The sequence below is a fragment of the Aeromonas salmonicida subsp. salmonicida genome, from assembly GCF_001643305.1.
Classification (GTDB): domain Bacteria; phylum Pseudomonadota; class Gammaproteobacteria; order Enterobacterales; family Aeromonadaceae; genus Aeromonas; species Aeromonas salmonicida.
In genome coordinates this window covers 21,112-38,917 of the sequence record NZ_LSGW01000012.1, presented here as the reverse complement: position 1 = coordinate 38,917, position 17,806 = coordinate 21,112, and the positions used below count along the sequence as shown (strand labels likewise).

At 58.5% G+C, this 17,806-nt stretch carries 12 protein-coding genes and 1 pseudogene; 4 read left to right on the top strand and 9 right to left on the bottom strand.

Features of this window, described 5'->3' with window-relative positions; translation table 11 throughout:
- The first annotated feature begins 118 nt into the window (after positions 1-118).
- From secD to AXW79_RS01170, 3 genes are all read left to right on the top strand, one after another.
- On the top strand, positions 119-1,921 hold the full coding sequence (gene secD, locus AXW79_RS01180; protein ID WP_043151167.1) for a protein translocase subunit SecD: 1,803 nt from the start codon (positions 119-121) through the stop codon (positions 1,919-1,921).
- 115 nt (positions 1,922-2,036) lie between these two features.
- A complete protein-coding gene (gene secF / locus AXW79_RS01175; protein WP_170321049.1) occupies positions 2,037-2,951 on the top strand; it encodes a protein translocase subunit SecF in 915 nt (304 codons plus the stop codon).
- Positions 2,952-3,325: 374 nt separating this feature from the next.
- Positions 3,326-4,945, top strand: coding sequence for a methyl-accepting chemotaxis protein (locus tag AXW79_RS01170; protein ID WP_011898624.1), 1,620 nt, complete (start codon positions 3,326-3,328; stop codon positions 4,943-4,945).
- Between the two features lie 190 nt (positions 4,946-5,135).
- On the opposite strand, the pseudogene AXW79_RS22650 reads toward AXW79_RS01170, so the two are convergent.
- A pseudogene (locus tag AXW79_RS22650) lies at positions 5,136-5,501 on the bottom strand (proton-conducting transporter transmembrane domain-containing protein); the annotation flags it as partial.
- Between the two features lie 102 nt (positions 5,502-5,603).
- Here AXW79_RS22650 and AXW79_RS21915 point away from each other — a divergent pair.
- Positions 5,604-7,496 (top strand): M6 family metalloprotease domain-containing protein, encoded by a 1,893-nt coding sequence (locus tag AXW79_RS21915; protein ID WP_227534429.1) that lies wholly within the window; start codon positions 5,604-5,606, stop codon positions 7,494-7,496.
- A 196-nt stretch (positions 7,497-7,692) separates the two neighbouring features.
- On the opposite strand, the gene nuoN is transcribed toward AXW79_RS21915, so the two are convergent.
- From nuoN to nuoG, 8 genes are all read right to left on the bottom strand, one after another.
- Positions 7,693-9,156 carry an NADH-quinone oxidoreductase subunit NuoN gene (gene nuoN / locus AXW79_RS01160; protein WP_005314885.1) on the bottom strand — a complete coding sequence of 488 codons (1,464 nt, stop codon included), beginning with the start codon at positions 9,154-9,156 and terminating at the stop codon, positions 7,693-7,695.
- 58 nt (positions 9,157-9,214) lie between these two features.
- The gene (nuoM, locus tag AXW79_RS01155) at positions 9,215-10,735 is read right to left on the bottom strand and encodes an NADH-quinone oxidoreductase subunit M (protein ID WP_005314888.1); all 1,521 of its coding nucleotides are present in this window, start codon (positions 10,733-10,735) and stop codon (positions 9,215-9,217) included.
- A gap of 62 nt (positions 10,736-10,797) precedes the next feature.
- On the bottom strand, positions 10,798-12,645 hold the full coding sequence (gene nuoL, locus AXW79_RS01150; protein WP_011898625.1) for an NADH-quinone oxidoreductase subunit L: 1,848 nt from the start codon (positions 12,643-12,645) through the stop codon (positions 10,798-10,800).
- Positions 12,642-12,950 carry an NADH-quinone oxidoreductase subunit NuoK gene (gene nuoK, locus AXW79_RS01145; RefSeq protein ID WP_005314891.1) on the bottom strand — a complete coding sequence of 103 codons (309 nt, stop codon included), beginning with the start codon at positions 12,948-12,950 and terminating at the stop codon, positions 12,642-12,644. Before nuoK ends, nuoL begins: the two co-directional genes overlap by 4 nt.
- Positions 12,947-13,498 carry an NADH-quinone oxidoreductase subunit J gene (gene nuoJ / locus AXW79_RS01140; protein WP_005314894.1) on the bottom strand — a complete coding sequence of 184 codons (552 nt, stop codon included), beginning with the start codon at positions 13,496-13,498 and terminating at the stop codon, positions 12,947-12,949. The genes nuoK and nuoJ overlap by 4 nt, the downstream gene beginning before the upstream one ends.
- Positions 13,499-13,508: 10 nt before the next feature.
- Positions 13,509-14,051, bottom strand: coding sequence for an NADH-quinone oxidoreductase subunit NuoI (nuoI, locus tag AXW79_RS01135; protein WP_005314897.1), 543 nt, complete (start codon positions 14,049-14,051; stop codon positions 13,509-13,511).
- 9 nt (positions 14,052-14,060) lie between these two features.
- Positions 14,061-15,029, bottom strand: a complete 969-nt coding sequence (gene nuoH, locus AXW79_RS01130) for an NADH-quinone oxidoreductase subunit NuoH (RefSeq protein ID WP_005314900.1) — start codon at positions 15,027-15,029, stop codon at positions 14,061-14,063.
- Positions 15,026-17,773 carry an NADH-quinone oxidoreductase subunit NuoG gene (nuoG, locus tag AXW79_RS01125; RefSeq protein ID WP_005314902.1) on the bottom strand — a complete coding sequence of 916 codons (2,748 nt, stop codon included), beginning with the start codon at positions 17,771-17,773 and terminating at the stop codon, positions 15,026-15,028. The genes nuoH and nuoG overlap by 4 nt, the downstream gene beginning before the upstream one ends.
- Positions 17,774-17,806: the final 33 nt, after the last annotated feature.

The window sequence follows — 17,806 nt, the reverse complement described above, 5'->3', positions numbered from 1 at the left end:
CCCGTAAAGCCTGCTCACCGCGCGTGAACAGGCTCACTGTCTCATTTGTATTTTCTTGCGTGCCGTTCACCTTTTTGGTGTGCGTGCCCGCCGCCTTCTCCTGACAGAGGCTTTTGCCATGAGAAAAAAGAGTCGTATCACCCTGAACCGCATGAGCAAGTGGCAGTACGCCCTGCTGCTGCTCATGCTGTTCACTTTCGCGTTTTACTCCCTGCCTACCTTCTTCGGTGAGCAGCCCTCACTGGGCCTGCATGGCCAGACCAGCCTGACAGAAGCGCAGCGCACCCTGCTGGCCGACAACCAGATAGCGCCGGTCAAACAGGTACAACAAAAAGAGCGGGTCGAACTGGTGTTCAGCAGCCAGTCTGAACAGCAAAGGGCCAAGCAGCTGCTGGAGCAGCAAGGCTATGACAGCGCCGCCCTGACCCTGGAGTTCTACTCCAATGCCCCGACCTGGATCAGCCAGCTCGGCGCGGCTCCCATCAAGCTCGGGCTGGACTTGCGTGGCGGCTCCCAGCTGCTGATCGGGGTCGATCTCAGCTTCGTGGTGGACAACCAGACCAGAAACCTGGTGGACATGCTGCGCAGCCAGTTCCGTGAAGCGCGCCTGCGGGGTGCCAACGTGGCCCGGGTGAGCGAGGGTGAGGTGCGGGTCATACTGCCCGAGGTGGCCGATCAGGCTCCCTGGCTCAACATCATCAAGGATGCTGCCGGTACCCGGCAGGATCAGTGGACCCTCAATCGCAGCGGCAACGAGCTGCGACTGGTGATGAGCGAGGCCGAGCGCACCCTCTTGGCCAACAACGCCGTGACCCAGAACCTGTCGATCCTCAAGAAACGGATCAACGAGCTCGGCATCGTCGAAGCCTCGGTCCAGCGTCAGGGCCAGGATGGCATTCGCATCGAGCTGCCAGGGGTACACAATCCCAAGCAAGCCAAGGAAGTGATAGGCGCCACGGCGTCACTTGCCTTCTATCAGGCCCAGCCGGAGAGCCGCTTCTTCATGGCGGATCGCAACGGTCAGGCGGTCGGCATGGCGCGCAAGCCGGTACTGACCGGTGAGCACATAGTCGATGCGCGGGCAGGTATGGGGGAGATGGGACAACCCCAGGTGAGCATAGTGCTCGACACCCTGGGTGGCAGCAAGATGAACCAGTTCAGCCGCCAGCATGTGGGCAGCGCCATGGCCACCGTCTTTACCGAATACAAGACCAATGCCCAGGGCAAGCTGCGTGCCCAGAGCGAAGTGATCAACGTCGCCACCATACAGACTGCCCTTGGCAACCAGTTCCGCATCACTGGCCTTGCCAGCGTACCCGAAGCTCAGGAACTGGCCATGCTGCTGCGGGCTGGTGCCCTCACAGCGCCGTTGAAGATCCTGGAGGAGCGCTCAATCGGGCCGACCCTGGGGCTGCAAAATATCGAGGCTGGCTTCACCGCGCTGGCGTTCGGCATGGCGGGCATGATGCTGTTCATGATGGCCTGGTATCGCAAGTTTGGCTGGGTTGCCATCACGGCGCTCATCGCCAACCTGCTGATGCAGGTGGGCATGCTGGCCGTGCTGCCGGGGGCCGTACTGACCCTGCCGGGGATCGCCGGTCTGGTGCTCACGGTCGGCATGGCGGTGGATACCCACGTGCTGATCTTTGAGCGGATCAAGGACCGCCTGCGTGAAGGGGGCAGCCTTGCCAATGCCATCGACTTTGGCTATCGCTCGGCGTTTCGCACCATTTTCGATGCCAACATCACCACGCTGATCTGTGCCGTTGTGCTCTACTCTATCGGCTCTGGCCCGCTGCAGGGCTTCTCCATCACCCTGATCCTGGGCCTCATCTCCAGCATGGTGACCGGTATCTGGGGTACTCGCGCCATCATCAACCCCTTGTGGGGCAAGAGCAGCGCCAAGCTGCTGAGGGTGTGACCGTGACCCCTGCATTTACTCTGTGCCATAGCGCCGCGCGTTCGAGCCTGCTCCGCGCCTGCGTCACGCGCTTCCGGTTGGGAAGCCCGAGTCAGCTGTTGTCGAGGATAAAATTATGTTGAGAATGATCGTTGCCATGGGGCTGACCCGCTGGCGTTACATTGGATTGTGGATTTCCGTGCTGCTGACAGTGGCGAGCATCGCCGTGCTGGCCATCAACGGTCTGGATCTCGGGCTCGACTTCACCGGCGGTATCTTGCTGGAGTTTCGTATCCAGACATTGAAAGAGGCCCATGAACTCAACGCCCTGCTGAGCGCGCCGCTGGCAGGGGCCATCGAACTCAATGGCGCCGGCATTCCGGGAGAGTGGCTCATCAAGCTGCCGCCCCATGAGCTGCCCTGGCCGGCCGAGGAGCTGGCGATCATGCTGGGTCAACAGCTCAACTTGCCGGTGGAGCTGCTGCGCACCACCATAGTCGGCCCCCAGGTGGGCGCCGAGCTGTTCCAGCAGGGGATGCTGGCGGTGCTGGTGGCATCACTGGCCATCTCCGCCTACCTGGCGGTACGGTTCGAGTGGCGCCAGGCCATCGGGATCCTGATCTCTGTGCTGCACGATGGTCTGGTGGCAATAGGGCTGCTGGCGCTGTTCCACATCGAGTTTGACCTCAACGTGATCGCCGGCCTGATGGCGGTGATCGGTTACTCGCTCAACGACAGCATCGTCATCTCGGACCGGCTGCGGGACATCTTGAGCTCACGCACCAAACTCTCCATCTACGAGTGCTCGGACGTGGCGATCAAGGCGACCTTCAGCCGCACCATGATCACCTCGGGGACCACCCTCTTTACCGTGGGAGCCCTGCTGCTGTTCGGGGGGGATGCCTTGTTCGGCTTCGCCTTCACGCTGTTTACCGGCGTCCTGGTGGGTACCATCTCTTCCATCACGGTAGCATCGACCGTGCAGGAGCTGCTGGGACTCACGCCCCAGGCGTACCAGAAAAAAGAGGAAGAGCTGGCAGAAGCGGCATGACCTGACTCGCCAGCCCTTGCAGGCAAAACGGTTTTTTGGGCAATGTGCTCAGGGGATCCAATCCTTGGCCCGTTTGTGACAGGTGTGAATAACAAGAGGGAGGCATTGTGCCTCCCTCTTTGTTTATTGGCTGGCGGGTATGACCCAGTGAGCTGGCCTGCTGTTTATCCAGCATTGCGTTCAGGTACAGACATAGGGCATGCGCTGAACGGCACTGCCACCGCCTGGGGGAGTGGCAAAGTCCCGAATAAGCGCGAGTCAAAAAGGCGCGGCCGGCCGGCCAGGGTATGCAATGAAACGGCCCGTTTCGCAGACCATTTTTTGTTTATGCATCGTCTACACTGCTAGGGAGTTTCCTTATGGAGTATGCGGTTATGAACATTGCGCGCCGGCTTCAACTGATAGCCTTGCTGGTGATGGTGGCTCTCGTTTTTCTCAGTTGGTTCAGTATCAATCGCCTCGCGGCGTCCAACCAGGATCTGAGTTATGTGACGGATAATACAGTGCCAAGCATATCCTTGATCAAGGAGGTGCAGGCCGATTTCTATGAGCTGCATGCACTGATCCAGACACATGTACTCAATACCGATGATGGCAAGATGCAGCAGATTGAAACGCATATCGCTGATATACGGACAGCGATCAATTCGCTTCTGGAGAAATATAAAGCCGAGATGCTTTCCAATGATGAAGACAGGCGATTGACTGACGATGATCAGCGGATCATTGCCCAATATTATCTGGAGATAGACAAGGTTCTGTTGCTGTCGCGCCAAAACAAAAACACGGAGGCCAGAGATTATCTGGCGAACAACGTCGTGACGCTGTTTGGGCAGTTTGCTCAGGCGATAGAGCGCCATGTAAAGTTCAATGTCGATCTGGGGCTGACGCTCAAGCGGCAGGGAGAAGAGAACTATGACAGCAGCCTGCAAACCTTGCTGTTCATTGCCGGTGGCACCGGCATATTGACCCTGGGGCTTTTTATCTGGTTGTTCAATCAGGTTGCCAACCCACTTCGACTTGCTATGCAGACCCTTTCTCTGATCCAGCGCGACTTGAATTTTACCCTGAGGGCAGACGTCAAGCAGCAGGATGAGATTGGGTTGACGCTCAATGCGGTCAACCGTCTGCTGGATACCTTGCAGCAAACCTTTACTGAGTTTTCGGTGGGCAGTTTGCAAATAAAAAGTACGGCTGAGTCGCTCTCCCAGGCTGCGCAGCACCTTGCCAGTTCCGCGAGCCAGGCAAATGATGCAACCAGTCTGATTGCTGCGGGGGTGGAGGAGATGACGGTGAGCATCACGGATATCTCGCAGCGAACCCAGGAGACCAGCCGTATCACCAACGAGTCGGGCAAGCTTGCCAGTGACGGCGGCGCGACCATAGAGAGAACGGTGCAAGCTATCAACGAGATTGCCGACTCCATTCGCCAGGCCTCCCATGAGGTGACGGCTTTGGGCGAGGGCATTTCCCGGATCGGCGGTGTGGTGAACGTCATTCGTGACGTCGCAGGCCAGACCAATCTGCTGGCCCTCAATGCCGCCATTGAAGCGGCCCGTGCGGGTGAGCAAGGTCGAGGATTTGCGGTGGTTGCTGACGAGGTGCGCAAGCTGGCTGAGCGTACGGCTCAGTCAACCCAGGAAATTTCGGCAACGGTGGAGGCGATTCAACAAGAGTCTCAGGCCACAGTGTTCAGGATGAGTCAGGTAGAGGAAAAAGTGGTGCAAGGGGTTGCGATGGCCACTGAAAGCGGGGAGATCATCACCCAGATCCGCCATGCTTCGCACCGGGTCATGGATCAGGTCGGTGAAATCACCAATGCCATCCGCGAACAAAGCTCGGCGGCGGAATCCATCGCCCATCAGGTGGAGCAGATTGCACAGGTGGTCCAGCAGACCAGCAGTACGGCAGAAGAGACCTCGGCCGCAGCGGAAGAGCTCAATGTGACCACAGAGAGCATCCATCAGCAGATCTCTCGTTACCGTATCCAGTGATGCCCACTGGTCCCTGGCGCCGCCATCATTAAGGTCGCCCAGGGGGATGGACCCACGCAGAGGGATATCTGTGGCACCTTGATAACCCTGATATGCGCATAAGAAATCCGAAACCAGCCAAGCCGGTTTCGGATTTTTTCATATCTGGAAGATGGCCAACGGTGCCTGACACAAGGGGCATTGGGGGCTGGCGCAAGACCCGGTTCTGCAAGCCCTGCACCTGGCTGATGACCGGTTGGGGATAGATGCCCAGTGCCACCACCTTGATGGCGGAGCGCAGTACCACCAGCCCGAGGTGGCGGTCCAGTCGCCCTTGGCATCACGCATCAGCATGCCGGGTTCGCGCACATAGAGGGTGATCATGACCCTCAAGTAGTAGTAGAGCGCCCAGGGCGCTGCCGAGCACTATGGCGCCAGAGAACCACCACAGCCGGGCTTTGACCGTCACGCCAACAAGATAAAACTTGCCGATAAAGCCCAATGTCATGGGAATACCTGAGCGATTCCCTGAGCAGGGATATAACCACAAAAATGACATGGTTCTGTTTGAATTCACGCTGGTGAATGGTTACACACATCCCAGTTTGAAAATAAAATTTGCTCCCTTGGTGAACTGGATATAAGACTTATTCTGCACGGGACTCACAAGGAAGATAAAATGAAAAATGGAAGAGCAGGATGGTTAAATATTTTAACCATCCTAGGGTCAGTAATGTTCGCTGTTCAAACGGAAGCCGCAGTACCTTACGTCAACTATCATCACACGGTTACGCAGCCGGATGGTTCGACACTTGAGTTGATCCTCAATGGCTCAACTCTTTACGCAGATCAACGTACTAAAGATGGCTATCCAGTTATCTATGACAATACCCTGAAAGGTTACGCTTATGCCAAGCTTTCAGAAAATGAAGAAATGTTTGAGTCGACCGGAATTCTGGTTACCGAATCGAATGGTGTTAACACCAGGTCAATACAGAAGGACACTGATATTCCTCAACATGCCAAGCGTTCTATCGTGCAACGTAACGCCAGGCAATTACAAGTTTTACAATATCAAGCCCAATCACCCAAAATCAGTGGTTTTGCCAATCAATATGCCAATGTAACAGGTAATGTTCGAGGGTTGACCATATTAATTCAATTTCCTGATGAATCCAGTTCTATTCCACCCAGTGAGGTCATCAACTACACCAACCAAATCGGTTACACATGCCATGGAAATGCACAATCAATCCGGGACTATTTTCGTGCCGTGTCTGGTAATAAATTAGACTATACCAATACTGTGGTTGGATATTATACGGCCAAGAAATATAAGTCCTACTACACAGACCCCACGATAACTTATGGTGCCAGAGCAAGAGAGTTGATAGTCGAAGCGCTGGATTGGCTTGAATATACCGAAGGCTTCGACTTTTCGACCATATCGAAAGATAGTAACGGCAATATTCGTGGTTTGAATGTGTTCTATTCTGGCAGTACTGGTGGTGGCTGGGCTCAGGGCCTATGGCCTCATCAAGGTGGCTTGAACCGCTGGTGTGCCGATGGGGTCTGTGCATCCAAATACCAGATCTCCAACATGGATAGCAATTTATCTATCGGGACCTTCATCCACGAGTCAGGACACCTGTTGTTCGGCTGGCCTGATCTTTACGATTACGATGGCAGCTCAGGAGGATCCGCTGGCTCGCACTGCATTATGGGATATGGCGGTGTAACCGGTAACAGACATAAAAAACCAGTTCCACCCAATGGCTACTTTCGCTCATTGAGTGGCTGGGAAACGCTCACTGAGCTCAATCCTGCGGTTAATAGCAATGCACCTTCAGGTCTATTGAGTCATCAGGCTAACAGCAACACACTATACCGCTGGTCCAACCCGGATAAAGCCGGTGAAGCTTTTTATATAGAGACAAGAACTCAAGTCGGGCAAAATCAGTATATGCCAGGTCAAGGTCTGATTGTATGGCATGTTGATCCTGATGGTTCCAATAATAATGAGTGGTATCCATATGTTCAGATGGAGCATGCGGACGGGAATCGTGACCCAGAAAAAAATACTAATCTTGGTGATACTTATGATATGTATCATGCTTCTGGGCAAGACACGTTTGGTGATACTCAACCAAATACGCTGTCCAGCCGAGGAACCAATTCACGCTGGTGGAGTGGTGCTGATTCAGGGTTGGAATTGACGAATATTAGTGCTATCTCAAGTCGAATGACATTTGACATCGGTGGCCAGGGTAATTCAAATCAAGAAAATTACTCAGGTTATCTGAGTGGGAAGGGCGTTAGTCATGTTATTCCGAATGGCAGCTGGTTTCAATATGATGGTGGAACCCTGTATGGTGTGTTGATCGGTCCCGGCAATGCTGATTTCGATTTGTCACTGGAAAAATGGCAGAACAGTACCTGGATATCTGTGGCAACATCCACCAGCGTCACCTCGAATGAAGCGATTAACTATGTTGCAAGCAGTGGTTATTATCGGTTTAAAGTGTATTCTTATAATGGTGAGGGGAACTATGATTTCACGTTGAGAAAATAGATTCTTATCATAAATACAAAGGGTCTTAATAAACACATTAATGGCATGTGTCGACTAAAGTCCTATTCTGAATCGGTTGGCTTCATCTGCTGACAATCACATTAATCCGAAACCAGCCAAGCTGGTTTCGGATTTTTTCATATCTGGAAGATGGCCAATGCTGCCTGACACAAGGGGCATTGGCTATCAGGGCGGGTTAGCGCAAGACCACGTTCTGGAAGCCCTGCACCAGGCTGATGACAGGTTGGGGATAGATGCCCATGGCCACCACTATGATAGCGGAGAGCAGTACCACCAGTCCGCCCGAGGTGACGGCCCAGTCGCCCTTGGCATCACGCATCTGCATGCCGGGTTCGCGCATATAGAGGGTGACCATGACCCTCAGGTAGTAGTAGAGCCCCAGGGCGCTGCCGAGCACTATGGCGCCGGAGAGCCACCACCGCCGGGCTTCGACCGTCACGCCAATAAGATAGAACTTGCCGATAAAGCCCAATGTCATGGGAATACCGGCCAGGGAGAGCATCATCACTGTCAGCACTGCGGTGAGGTAAGGGCGATGCCAGAACAGGCCGCGATAGCTGTGCAGGGAATCCGCATCCTTGCCGCGATATGGGCTGGACATCATGCTGATGACGCCGAAGGCACCCAGGCTGGTGAACAGGTACATCAACAGATAGACACCGGCAGCTTCCACCGGTATCTGGCCGAGGCGGCTCGCCACCACCACTGCCAGCAGATAACCAAAATGGGCGATGGAGGAGTACCCCATCATCCGCTTGATGTTGGTTTGCAACAGCGCCAGCAGGTTGCCGATGACGATGGAGATAACTGCCATGGCCGCCAGCAACCAGTGGATCATGGGATCCGCCGCCGCCGGTACCGCCAGATAGAATCGCAGCAGCACGCAGAACACGGCTATCTTGCTGACGGTGGCGAGGAAAGTGGCCACCGGCGCCGGAGCGCCTTCATACACGTCGGGTGTCCAGAGGTGGAAGGGGGCGAGCGACAGCTTGAAACCAAAGCCGACCAGCATCAACCCGAGACCGCCCATCAGCAGTGGATGATGGGCGGGGCTCTGTGCCAGGGTCAGCCCCAGATCACTGAAGCTCAGGCTGCCTGCCTGGGCATAGAGCAAGGCCATGCCGAACAGCAGAAAGGCGGTGGCGGCGGCGGAGAGCACCATGTACTTGATGCTGGCCTCCAGCGAATGGCGCTCGCGGTAGGCGTAACCCACCAGACCGAACATGGGCAGGGTCAGCATCTCGATCCCGATGAACAGCGACGCCAGATGACGGGAGCCGGCCAGCACAAGCCCGCCCATGGTAGCGATCACCAGCAGCAGGTAGAACTCTTCCCGGTTGTCCGGGTAACCCTTGAGCCAGGAGCGACCGAAGGTACAGGTAGCAAGCGCGCCGACCAGCACCAGCCCCATGTAAAAGATGGCGTAGCCATCGATCTGCAGCAGGGGAGTGATCCCCTGATCACCTTGTGCCATGACGATGGGCAGGGAGAAGAGTGTCAGGTTCAGGCCAGTGATGGTGACGATGAAGGCGGTGTCGTCACAGCGCCGCCAGGCGATGGCCAGCATCAGGGCCACCATGGTCCCCGTGGTCAGCAGCAGGGGCAAGAGCGCCAGCAGTTGAGAAGCGGTGAAGGTCATTGCAGTGCTCCTGTCGTGTGCAAGAAAGGCAACAGGGTGGGCCGTTGAGAGGAAGATGTCATTGCAAGGCTCCTGCGGATGGCAGCGCGTACCAGTGCAGCACGCTCATCAGGCTGCTGCCAGCGGTATCGAGTATGGGCTGGGGATAGACACCGAGCAGTATCAGCAGGCCGGCCATGGTCATCATCATCACCAGTTCGCGGCGATCCAGCCCCTTGAGCATGGTGGTATCTTTGGGCGCACCGAAGCAGGCCCGTTGCAACATGATGAGAGAGTAGACGGACGCCAGCACCAGCCCGAAGGTGGCGATGACAGTGATGACGGGGGCGACCTGGAAACTGCCGATCAGGATAAGGAACTCGCCGACGAAGTTGCCGGTGCCCGGCATGCCAAGGGAAGCCACCGAGAAGAACAGCATGACGCCGGGCAGGTAACGCAGTCGGCCCCAGAGGCCACCCATCAGGCGCAAATCCCGGGTATGCAGCCGCTCGTAAAGCTGACCACACAGGATGAAGAGGCCAGCGGCGGAGAGCCCGTGAGCAATCATCTGCACCACGGCACCTTGCAATGCCAGTTCGCTGCCCGAGTAGATGGCGATCATCACAAAGCCCATGTGGGAGATGCTGGTGTAGGCCACCAGCCGCTTGATGTCGGTCTGGGCAAAGGCCACCAGGGCGCCGTAGATGATGCCAATGAGACCCAGCGCCATGGCGTAGGGGGCAAATTCGGCAGAGGCCTCCGGAAACAGGGGCAGGGCAAAACGCAGCAGGCCATAGGCAGCGGTTTTGAGCAAGATGCCTGCCAGGTCAACCGAGCCTGCGGTCGGCGCCTGACTATGGGCGTCCGGCAGCCAGCCGTGCAGTGGCACCAGCGGCATCTTGACCGCGAAGGCGATGAAGAAGCCCAGCATCAACAGCCACTGGACACCCGTGCTCATGGGCGTGTGGAGTAGATCCGCGTAGTTAAAGGTGAAGACGCCGGTGGCGGCATGGTGGGTCAGCACCAGACCCAGGATGGCGACCAGCATGATGAGTCCGCTGACCTGGGTGTAGATGAAGAACTTGGTGGCGGCGTTGATCCGTGACTTGCCATCGGTGACCGAATGGCCCCACAGCGCGATCAGGAAGTACATGGGAACCAGCATCATCTCCCAGAAGAAGAAGAACAGGAACAGGTCCACGGCCATGAAGACACCGAGCACGCCCCCCAGGATCCAGAGCAGGTTGAGGTGGAAGAAGCCGATGCGCTGCACTATCTCCTTCCAGGAGCAGAGGATGGCCAGCACCCCGATAAAGCAGGTGAGCATCACCATCAACAGGGAGAGGCCATCCACCGCCAGGTGCAAGGAGATGCCAAAGCGGGGGATCCAGGGCAGTTGCAGCTCGGCGGCCCAGACGGGCACGCCGGTCTGGTTGATCAGGGTGAAGTCACCGCTCCACCAGATGGCGCAGGAGAGCAACAGGCAGGCGCTCATCGACAACAGGGCAACCCAGCGTACGAATTGCTCACCAAGGCGCTCCATCTGCCAACAGAGCAGACCGCCGATGAAAGGAATTAACAAGATCCAGAGTAAGGTCACGATATCAGCTCTCGTTTATGTGCGAGTAATGGTACTAGTCCGCGTTCAGGGGCCGCATGGGGTCAGCCAAGCAGCAACAGAGCCAGGATCAGGGTGGCACCCATCCCCATGGAGGCGGCATACCAGCGCAACTTGCCGGAAACAGTCCAGACCAACAGCTGGTGGCCGCGCTGTGCCAGCCAGGCGGGCAGGTTCATCATCCAGTCCAGCGGGTCCTTGCCAAGCAGTCGGGTCCCCAGCAGATAGGGTTTGACCCACAGCCGTTCATACAACCAGTCAAAGCCCCAGGCATTGAACCAGAGGGTGCTGAGCAGACGGCCCGGCGCGCTGTTCGCCACGCTGGTGGCCAGTCGACGCTCACCCAGGAACAGGAAGGCTGCCAGGGCGATGCCCGCGATGGCAACAATGCCTGAGACGATCTCCAGGGTATGGCGACCCGCTTCGATATTGTCTCCCGGCCCGGCTGGCAGTACTCCGGCCAGTGGCGGCACTATCAGGGCCCCAATACCTGTGGAGAGCACCAGCAACACCAGCAGCGGCAGCTGGTGGGCCAGACCGTGACCGGCATGGGCTTGCGTCTGCACCTTGCCGTGGAAGGCGATGAAAATGAGGCGGAAGGTATAGAGCGAGGTCAGGAAGGCGCCCACCAGACCCGCCCACAACAGGGTGGTCTGGCCGGATGCCTGCACCTGCCACAGGATGGCGTCTTTACTGTAGAAACCGGCGGTCACCAGCGGCAATGCAGCCAGCGCCGAGCCCCCCACCAGGAAGCAGGCATAGACCAGCGGCAAGCTTTTGCGCAGGCCCCCCATCTTGAAGATGTTCTGCTCATGGTGACAGGCAACGATGACGGCACCGGCGGAGAGGAACAAGAGCGCCTTGAAGAAGGCGTGGGTCATCAGATGGAAGATGGCCCCTTCCCAGGCACCGACCCCGAGGGCCAGAAACATGTAACCAATCTGGCTCATGGTGGAGTAGGCGAGGATCCGCTTGATGTCGGTCTGTACCAGGGCCGCGAAACCGGCCAGCACCAGGGTAATGGCACCGACCAGCGCTACCAGATGCAGGATCTCGGGGGCCAGCAGGAAGAGGCCGTGGGTGCGGGCAATCAGGTAGACACCGGCGGTCACCATGGTGGCGGCGTGGATGAGGGCCGAGACCGGGGTCGGGCCCGCCATGGCATCCGCCAGCCAGGTTTGCAGCGGCAGCTGGGCAGATTTGCCGACCGCACCGCCCAGCAACATCAGGCAGGCCAGGGAGAGGGCAGGGGAGCCCTCGGCAAACATAACGGGGGCGCGCACCAGCAGCTCGTGGATGTTGAGGGTGCCCAGCTCCCGGTAAAGGATGAAGAGGCCGATGGCGAGGAAGACGTCGCCAACCCGGGTCACCACGAACGCCTTGAGGGCGGCAGCCCCGTTGGCCGGGTTGCGGTAGTAGAAGCCGATCAGCAGGTAACTGCACAGCCCCACCCCTTCCCAGCCGAGGTAGACGAACAGCAGGTCATCGGCCAGCACCAGAAACACCATGCTGGCGATGAAGAGGTTGGTATAGGTAAAGAAGCGGGAATAGCCCTCTTCCCCGCGCATGTACCAGGAGGCGAACAGGTGGATGAAGAAACCCACCCCTGTCACTACCCCCAGCATGGTCAGCGACAGGCCGTCCAGTGCGAGGCGGAAGCTGGGACTGAAGTTGCCCACTGCCATCCATTGCCACAGGGTCTGGGTATAGACGCCGCCGACCGGCATGGCAGTGAGGAAATCGATGCCGACCCACAGGGTGGTGAGGGCCGACAACCCTATGCTGCCAACTCCGATCAGGGCCGAGGTGCGCTCGCCGAAACGGCCGATGGAGAAGGCCAGCACCAGCCATCCCAGCAGCGGAAATAGAAACGTCAGGTATAAGAGGCTCATCCGCGCATCTCGCTCACAGTGTCCACGTTGAGGGTGTGGTAACGACGATAGAGCAGCAGTAACAGGGCGAGGCCGATACTGGCCTCCGCTGCCGCCAGAGAAATCACCAGTATGTACATGATCTGGCCATCGGCCTGGGCCCAGCGGCTGCCAGCCACCACGAACGCCAGCGCCGAGGCATTCATCATGATCTCGATACTCATGAGAATAAACAGCAAGTTACGGCGGATCAGCAGACCGCATAACCCGATGCAGAACAGGATCGCAGCCAGTAGAAGGCCGTGTTCCATTGGAATGCCATTCATAGCGGACCTCCTTCTTGTGACGAGCGTGATGAGGCGCGGGGGACAGAAAGCACCTCGCCGCTCTTGTCTTCACGACCCAGATGGTAGGCGGTCACCAGACCCGCCAGCAGCAGGATGGAGGCCAGTTCCACTGCCAGCACATAGGGGCCGAACAGAGCTATGCCCACCTCTTTCGCACTGACGTCACTCAGACCAAGCTGACCACCGGTCACGCCCAGGATGCCGTAGGCCAGAAAGCCGAGCAGGATGAGAGAGAGCAGGGCGGGGCCGCCCCAGGTCATGGGGGTGAGCCACTTCTTCTCCTGGGCCTCGGACGACCCCAGGTTCAGCATCATCACCACGAACACGAACAGCACCATGATGGCGCCCGCATAGACGATCACCTGCAGGGCGCCCGCGAAAGAGGCCCCCAGGCAGAAGAAGATCATGGCTACGGCGATGATCGAAATGATGAGATTGAGCAGCGCATGCATGGGATTGCTGGTGCTGATCACCCGCAGCGTGCTGTAAACGGCGACCAGGGCCGCGGCATAAAATGCCAGTTCCATGATTGACTCCTCAGGGCAGCAGGCTTTTGACATCGATGGGCTTGGCTTCGTGCTCGGCATCCCCTTTCGGCTTGCCGTCGATGGCCATCCCGCTCATGCGATAGAAGTTGTAGTCCGGGTATTTGCCGGGCCCGCTGATCAGCAGATCTTCTTTCTCGTACACCAGATCCTGGCGGCGGTATTCCCCCATTTCGAAATCCGGCGTCAGCTGGATGGCGGTAGTGGGGCAGGCTTCTTCGCACAAGCCGCAGAAGATGCAGCGGGAGAAGTTGATGCGAAAGAACTCGGGATACCAGCGGCCATCGTCGCGTTCGGCTTTTTGCAGCGAGATGCAACCGACCGGGCAGGCCACGGCGCACAGGTTGCACGCCACGCAGCGCTCGTCACCGTCCGGATCCCGGGTCAGTACGATACGACCACGGTAGCGTGGCGGGCTATAGATGGACTCATCCGGATAGCTCAGGGTCTCGCGGGGACGCCATGCATGGGAGAACACCATGCCAAGGCTACGTAACTGGGTGCCGACACCCTTGATGATGTTAATGATTTTCATAGTCGTGCCTCACTGCACATTTATCAGCACCACAGCGCCGGTGATCAGCATATTGACAAGGGTCAACGGCAAGCAGACTTTCCAGCCAAACGACATCACCTGGTCAAAGCGCGGCCTTGGCAAGGAAGCCCGCAGCAGGATGAAGAACACCATGAAACAGGCGGTCTTCAGGGCAAACCAGATGAAAGGGGGTAGCCAGGGGCCATGCCAGCCACCGAAGAACAGGGTCACTATGAGGGAGGAGATCAGCACTATGCCGATGTATTCGCCCACGAAGAAGAGACCCCATTTCATGCCCGCGTACTCGATGTGATAACCGTCGGCGAGCTCCTGCTCGGCCTCCGGCTGGTCAAACGGGTGACGGTGGGTGACGGCGACGCCGGCAAACAGGAAGGTGATGAAGCCCAATATCTGGGGCACCACGTTCCACAAGCCGGCCTGGGCCTCGACTATGTCTCTCAGGTTGAAGCTGCCGGTCTGGATCACTATCCCCATCAGGGAGAGCCCCAGAAACACTTCATAGGAGAGGGTCTGGGCCGAGGCGCGCAGGCTGCCGAGCAATGAGTACTTGTTGTTGCTCGACCAGCCGGCGAACAGCACGGCATAGACAGCGAGCCCTGCTATGGCCAGGATGTAGAGCAGCCCCACGTTGAGATCCGCCACGCCCCAGGTAGGGGTGAGCGGCACCACGGCAAACGCCAGAATAAAGGCAGTGAAGGCGATGATGGGGGCCAGGATGAAGATCCGGCGATCGGCGAACGGCGGGATCCAGTCCTCCTTGAAGAACATCTTGATCATGTCGGCTGCCAGTTGCAGCAGGCCGAACGGGCCCACCCGATTGGGGCCGTATCTGTCCTGCCACAGGGCCAGCAGGCGGCGTTCGATGAAGCTCATGAAGGCGCCAGCCCCCACTATCCCCACCAGCACTATCAATGCCTTGCCAACCTCCAGCAACAGGTCGATCAGGGAATCACTCATGCGATGGCCTCCTGCAGGTTGTTGATATAGGCCTGTTGCAGTGCGGTCGGCAGACCGTTCACGCCAAGGGGCAGTCCCAGCAGGCCCTGCGCCAGGGCATGGCTCAGTCGCAGCTTCAGACGCCAGTGATTGCCACCCCAGGAGAAGCTCACCTGGTTGCCCGCCTTGAGGGCAAGGCGAGCCGCATCGGCCGGGTTCAGCACCAGCTCGGGTTCGTTCATGCGCGCCTGTATGACGGGGCTTCTGGCGGAGAGCTCCTCGCCGCCAAACAGCTGGTCGTAGTTGACCACCTGCAGGGCTTCCTGGGCGGTGAAGGGGGCAGGAATGGTATCAAACCAAGCCAGGGTGTCGTCGCCCGGCTCCAGCAGGCGGCGACCGGGATCGCCTGCCCTAAGGTTGCCACCTACCTCGCTCTGGAACTTGTTCCAGGCAGAGGGAGAGTTCCAACCCGGCGCCCAGGCGAACGGCACCTGCTGCATCGGCTGACGGGCACCGGCATAGCCTTCCATGGAGAAGCTGAAGGGGGAATCCGGGTCTTGCGCCACTCTGGGTTCGCTGACGTTCTGATCCGCCAGCATGGAGGTGCGGCCGCTGTAGCGGTGTGGTTCACGGGCCAGCTTCATGCCACGGATCCGCAATCCGGCGTTGGGGGCCGCTTCCTGCATGGTGGCCAGCAGCGGATGGCTGGTGGCGCAGTCATGGCTTATCTGCTCATAGGTCTGCCAGCGCAGCGGTTGGCGCAGGAGGGCGCCTTGCAGCGCGGCCAGCCAGCGCCACCCTTCACGCACCTGAATGTCGGCGTTGTAGAAGGCGGGGGCGTAGACCTGGAAGAAGCGCTGGGCGCGCCCCTCCATATTGACCAGGGTGCCATCGGCTTCGGCAAAGCTGGCGGCAGGGAGCACCAGATCGGCTTTTTGAGCGGTCTGGGTAGCCTGATGATCGATGACCAGCAGGTGTTGCAGACGATTGAAGGCGGCATCGACCCGATTGCGCGGGGCACGGCGGTAGAGATCGTTCTCCAGGGTCACCAGCGCCAGATTATCCTGGGCCTCGATGCGGGTGAGTGCGGCTTCCAGCGGGGCGGCGTTGCCGGCCAGCATGGCCAGCCCCAGACTGTTGGCCTCTTGTGCCACCAGTGCCAGACTGACGTCCTGACCGCGGCCTTTGAGGGCGCGGGCGATATTGCTGGCCGCGTCGATCAATGCCGGGGTGCGGGCACCCGAGCCTGCGATGATGAGCGGCTTTTTGGCATTGCCAAGCAGGTCGGCCCAGCGAGCGGCTTGCGCCTGCTGCTCTTGGTCGAGATCGGACAGGGCTGGCGCCGAGCTGTCGAGCAGATGGGCGATGGCAAAGCCGAGGCGGGCTTGATCCGCGTGGGGGGCGTGCAGTTTTTCTGCCGCCACGTCGTCGAGGCGGGTGCTGTCCAGGCTGGTGATGAGCAGCGGGTAGCGCTCATTCTGGCCCAGGGTCTGCACAGCGGCGACCTGCCACAAGTCCACCTTCATTTTGCGGGCGATGTCACGGGCCTTGCCCTTGACCGATTGGCGCAGCGCCAGGGCGATACGGGCGGCACTCATGGTGACATCTTCACCGAGCACCAGAATGGCGTCGGCCTCTTCCATGTCCCGCAGGCTCGGCGTGCGAATACCGCTGTGCTGCAGTATGTGCAGCATCTTTTGCAGACACGCCCACTCGCTTTGCTCAACGCCGCAATAGAAGTTGTCGGCCCCGACCAGTTCGCGCAGGGCGAAGTTGCTCTCCAGCGATGCACGGGGTGAACCGATGCCGATGACGGTGCTGGCGGTGCGCAGGGCATCGGCGGCGCGGTTGAGGGCGCCATCCACAGTGATGGCCAGCGGGTCGTTGCCATCGCGCTGCTCTTTGTCTACCCGAAGCAGCGGTTGACGGGGACGGTCAGCCAGATTGACGTAGCCATAGCCAAAGCGGCCACGATCGCACAGGAAGTAGTGATTGATGCCGCCATGGAAGCGGTTTTCTATGCGGCGCAGCTCGCCATAACGCTCACCCGGGCTGATGTTGCAGCCCACCGAGCACTGCTGGCAGACGCTGGGGGAAAACTGCATGTCCCACTTGCGGTTGTAACGCTCTGAGTGGGTCTTGTCGGTGAAAACGCCGGTGGGGCAGACCTCCACCAGGTTGCCGGAGAATTCGCTCTCCAGGGTGCCATCTTCGACCCGGCCGAAATAGACGTTGTCGTGGGCGCCATAGACCCCCAGATCCTCGCCACCGGCGTAATCCTTGTAGTAACGCACGCAGCGATAACAGGCAATGCAGCGGTTCATCTCGTGATTGATGAAGGGCCCCAGTTCCTGATTCTGGTGGGTACGCTTGGTAAAACGGTAGCGACGGCTGTTGTGGCCTGTCATCACCGTCATGTCCTGCAGGTGGCAGGCTCCGCCCTCTTCACAGACAGGGCAGTCGTGGGGGTGGTTGGTCATCTGCCACTCGACCACACACTTGCGAAACTCTTTCGCCTCTTCGTCTTCGATGGAAATATAGGTGCCATCGGTAGAGGGGGTCATGCAGGACATGACCAGCCGGCCGCGCTTGTCGTCGGCATTCTGATACTGCTTGACCGCACACTGGCGGCAGGCGCCCACGCTACCCAGCGCCGGATGCCAGCAAAAATAAGGGACGTCCAGACCCAGCGACAGACAGGCCTGCAGCAGGTTGTCTGCCCCGTCTACCTCGTACTCTTTACCGTCTACAAAAATGGTCGCCATACAACGTTCCTGAAACCTATGGTGAAATCGGCT

Coding starts and splice junctions, on each gene's coding strand:
- nuoK (WP_005314891.1), bottom strand. CDS start 12,950: ATGAATGGCATTCCAATGGAACACGGCCTTCTACTGGCTGCGATCCTG.
- nuoH (WP_005314900.1), bottom strand. CDS start 15,029: ATGAGTGATTCCCTGATCGACCTGTTGCTGGAGGTTGGCAAGGCATTG.
- nuoL (WP_011898625.1), bottom strand. CDS start 12,645: ATGAGCCTCTTATACCTGACGTTTCTATTTCCGCTGCTGGGATGGCTG.
- secF (WP_170321049.1), top strand. CDS start 2,037: ATGTTGAGAATGATCGTTGCCATGGGGCTGACCCGCTGGCGTTACATT.
- nuoN (WP_005314885.1), bottom strand. CDS start 9,156: ATGACCTTCACCGCTTCTCAACTGCTGGCGCTCTTGCCCCTGCTGCTG.
- nuoJ (WP_005314894.1), bottom strand. CDS start 13,498: ATGGAACTGGCATTTTATGCCGCGGCCCTGGTCGCCGTTTACAGCACG.
- nuoG (WP_005314902.1), bottom strand. CDS start 17,773: ATGGCGACCATTTTTGTAGACGGTAAAGAGTACGAGGTAGACGGGGCA.
- secD (WP_043151167.1), top strand. CDS start 119: ATGAGAAAAAAGAGTCGTATCACCCTGAACCGCATGAGCAAGTGGCAG.
- AXW79_RS01170 (WP_011898624.1), top strand. CDS start 3,326: ATGAACATTGCGCGCCGGCTTCAACTGATAGCCTTGCTGGTGATGGTG.
- nuoI (WP_005314897.1), bottom strand. CDS start 14,051: ATGAAAATCATTAACATCATCAAGGGTGTCGGCACCCAGTTACGTAGC.
- AXW79_RS21915 (WP_227534429.1), top strand. CDS start 5,604: ATGAAAAATGGAAGAGCAGGATGGTTAAATATTTTAACCATCCTAGGG.